We start from the raw sequence: 3,359 nt of genomic DNA, 5'->3' as shown, positions 1-3,359 counted from the left end.
CCGGTGGACCCCGTGGCGAGCATGGGCGAGTACGGCATCAGCACGACGAGTTTGACGAAGGCGTACGGACTCGCCGGACTTCGATTCGGTTGGCTCGTCGGCGCGGAGGAAGTCGTGGACGGCGCGTGGGAGTGGAAGGATTACACGACCATCTCGCCGGGTATCATCGACCAGCACGTCGCCCGGCAGGCGCTCGGTGCGCACGAGGAGGACATTCTGGCCGAGAACCGCGAACTCGCGGCGAGCAACCGTGACCGCGTGCGGGAGTTCGTGAACGACCACGGCTTGGAGTGGTACGACCCGGTGGGTGTGAACGGCTTCGTCCGGATTCCGGACGGCTTCGAGGGCGGCGAGGCGTTCTGTCGCGGCGTGGTCGAGGAGGAGAGCGTCGTCCTCGCGCCAGGGAACCTGTTCGGGTTCGACCGCTACTTCCGAATCGGATTCGGCCTGCCCGCCGACGAGTTGGAGGCCGGTCTGGAGCGCGTCGAGTCATTCCTCGACCGACACGCATAATCGCCGCTGTCCTCCCGAATCCCTCGTGTCCTCCTGAACCCCTAGTGTCCTCCTGTATTCCTCGGATTTCGGGGTTTCGACTATCGGGAAGCGAATTCGAGCAGTAAAAACGACAGCGGAGAACGGAGAAGTCAGTAACTGCGAACTTTCGGCTCGTACTTCTTGTTCTCGCCTTCGAGGATGGTCGGCCTGTACCAGAGTTCCGGCGTGCCGTCGTTCCACGAGAGCATCGTGTGTTTCAGCCACACGTCGTCGCGGCGGTTCTGGTTCTCCTCGCGCCAGTGAGCGCCACGGAACTCGTCGCGGGCGAGCGCGCCGAGCGTGATGGCTTCACCGAGATCGAGGAGGTTGCGCATCTCGATGGTGTGGATGAGGTCGGTGTTGAACGTGCGCGACGGGTCGTTGACGTACACGTCGCCGTAGGACTTCCGAATCTCGTGGATGTCTTCGAGCGCCTGCTTGAGACCTTCCTCGTTCCGGAACACGTTGACGTTGTTCGTCATCGTCTTCTGGAGTTTGGCGCGCAGTTCGGCCTGCTGGACGCCGTCGTCCTTTTCGAGAAGCGTCTCGATACGGGCACGTTCGGCTTCCAACGTGGCTTCGACGGTCTGGGACGGGTCGGCGAGCGAGGTCCCGCCGTCGGCCACGGCGCTGTCGTCGTCCGAATCGACCGCGCCGGGTTCGACGGGCGTATCGACGTCGCCCATCTCGATGTCGCTGCTCTGTCCGGTCTGAATCTCCGGTTCGCCGAGGTCCTCGCCCGCGGCGTGGCGTCCGGCGCGGGCACCGAAGACGATGAGTTCCGGCAGGGCGTTGCCGCCGAGGCGGTTCGACCCGTGGACTGACACGCAGGCACACTCGCCCGCGGCGTACAGTCCGGAGATGCAGGTCTCGCCGTTCTCGTCGGTTTCGATGCCGCCCATCGCGTAGTGCTGGCCGGGTTTGACCGGCATCGGTTCTTCGAGCGCGTCGACGCCCTCGAAGTCCCGCGCGAGGTGGAGGATGTTTTCGAGTCGGTCCGTGATGCGCTCCTCGCCGAGGTGGCGCATGTCGAGGTGGACGTACTCGTCGTTGATGCCCCGCCCGTTGTTCACTTCGGTCAGTTCGGCACGGGCGACCACGTCACGCGAGGCGAGTTCGCCGTCGTTGTTCGCGTAGCCGTGCTCGAACATGAACCGTTCCCCCTCGCTGTTGTAGAGGATACCACCTTCGCCACGCACACCTTCGGAGATGAGAACCCCGGTCGAAGGGAGCGTTGTCGGGTGGAATTGGATGAACTCCATGTCCTCAAGCGGGACACCTGCACGGTATGCCATCGCGGCACCGTCGCCGGTGTTGGCAACCGCGTTGGTCGTGTGGTCGAAGACCTGCCCGAGACCACCGGTCGTCAGGATGACGCCGTTTTTGGCGGTGAAGCCTTCGATCTTGCCCGTCTGGATGTCGTAGCCGACGACGCCGTGACAGCTACGTTCCGAGGGGTCGTCTTCGTCCGTGACGGCGAGTTGGGTGACGTACCATTCGTCGTACACCTGAATGCCGCGTTTGACGACCTGCTCGTACATCGTGTGGAGCAGGTGGTGACCCGTCTCCGCCCCGGCGTAGGTCGTCCGGGCGAACGACAGTCCACCGAACGGGCGCTGGGAGACGCGTCCGTCGTCCTCGCGGGAGAACGCCATTCCCCAGTGTTCGAGTTGGATGGTCTCTTTCGGGCTATCCTGACAGAGAGTTTCGATCGCTGGGGCGTCGCCGAGATAGTCCGACCCCTTCATGGTGTCGTAGGCGTGGAGTTCCCAGTCGTCGCCCTCTCTGAGTGCCGCGTTGATACCGCCTTCCGCTGCGCCGGTGTGGCTTCGAACGGGGTGAAGCTTCGTGACGAGGGCGACATCTGCGCCCTGCTCGTGGGCCGCGATGGCCGCACGAAGCCCCGAACCGCCAGCACCGACGACGATTACGTCGTGTTCGTACATTGTGTCTAAATTAGGCTTACCAGAACTTGAGGTTGTTCTTCACTGCCGAGCGCTTGAGTTCCTGGATGTGCTCGGTCAGCGGGATGTCTTTCGGGCAGACGTTCGTACAGGAGAACTGGGTCTGACAGCGCCAGACGCCGTGTTCCTGGTCGAGGATGTCGTACCGGTGTTGGTGCATCTCCTCGCCCTCGCGGTCGTCCATGGCGAATCGGAACGCCTTGTTCAGCGCCGCCGGGCCGAGATACTGGTTGTCGCCCGCCGCGATGTTACACGAGGACATACATGCTCCACACCAGATACAGCGCGTGGACATCTTGATCTTCTCGCGGTTCTCGCGGGACTGGCGCTGTTCTTCGAGTTCGTCGCTCGGCTTCTCGCTCGTCTGGAAGTACGGTTCGACCGAGTGCATCTGATCGTAGAAGTGCTCCATGTCCACGACGAGGTCCTTGACGACCTCCGCGTGTGGAAGCGGTTCGACGCGAACCGTTCCCTTCAGATCGGAAATCTGGGTCTGACAGCCCAGTCGCTGCGTGCCGTTGATGAACAGCGCGTCGCTGCCGCAGATGGCCTGTCGGCAGGAGTGACGGAAGGTGAGCGTCGTGTCGAAGTGGTCACGCGCGTAGATGAGCGCGTCGAGGACGGTCATCCCCTTCTCGTACGGAACGTGGAACTCGTCGAACCGCGGTTCCATCTTCCCCTCGACTTCGGGGTCGTAGCGGAACACCTTGAGGCGAACCGTCTCCCCGTCAGTTTCGGTCGATTCCTGCACTTTCGATGGTTCGTTTCCCCCTTTCGCGGCCCGTCGGCGGTCGCCGGGGGTTTCGGTGCGTTCGGTCTCGCTTTCCTGGTCCGCGTCTTCGGATAGTTGCGTGCTCATTT

General features: G+C 63.0%; 3 protein-coding genes. 1 reads left to right on the top strand and 2 read right to left on the bottom strand.

Features of this window, described 5'->3' with window-relative positions; all coding sequences use genetic code 11:
* Nucleotides 1–513: aminotransferase class I/II-fold pyridoxal phosphate-dependent enzyme (locus tag WBV42_RS02495; RefSeq protein ID WP_423984633.1), on the top strand; the 513-nt coding region annotated here is incomplete at its 5' end.
* A gap of 131 nt (nt 514–644) precedes the next feature.
* Here WBV42_RS02495 and WBV42_RS02490 read toward each other — a convergent pair.
* Together WBV42_RS02490 and WBV42_RS02485 are read right to left on the bottom strand one after the other, a co-directional pair.
* Nucleotides 645–2,480, bottom strand: coding sequence for an FAD-binding protein (locus WBV42_RS02490; RefSeq protein WP_423984632.1), 1,836 nt, complete (start codon nt 2,478–2,480; stop codon nt 645–647).
* A 16-nt stretch (nt 2,481–2,496) separates the two neighbouring features.
* Entirely contained in the window at nt 2,497–3,357 is an 861-nt protein-coding gene (locus tag WBV42_RS02485) for a succinate dehydrogenase/fumarate reductase iron-sulfur subunit (protein WP_423984631.1), read from the bottom strand.
* Nucleotides 3,358–3,359 lie beyond the last annotated feature (2 nt).

Origin of the sequence: Haladaptatus sp., assembly GCF_049589095.1 — an archaeon.
Classification (GTDB): domain Archaea; phylum Halobacteriota; class Halobacteria; order Halobacteriales; family Haladaptataceae; genus Haladaptatus.
This window is presented reverse-complemented; position numbering and strand designations above follow the sequence as displayed.

Bases quoted from the DNA above. Each gene is read 5' to 3' on its own strand.
- WBV42_RS02490 (WP_423984632.1), bottom strand. From the start codon at position 2,480: ATGTACGAACACGACGTAATCGTCGTCGGTGCTGGCGGTTCGGGGCTT.
- WBV42_RS02485 (WP_423984631.1), bottom strand. From the start codon at position 3,357: ATGAGCACGCAACTATCCGAAGACGCGGACCAGGAAAGCGAGACCGAA.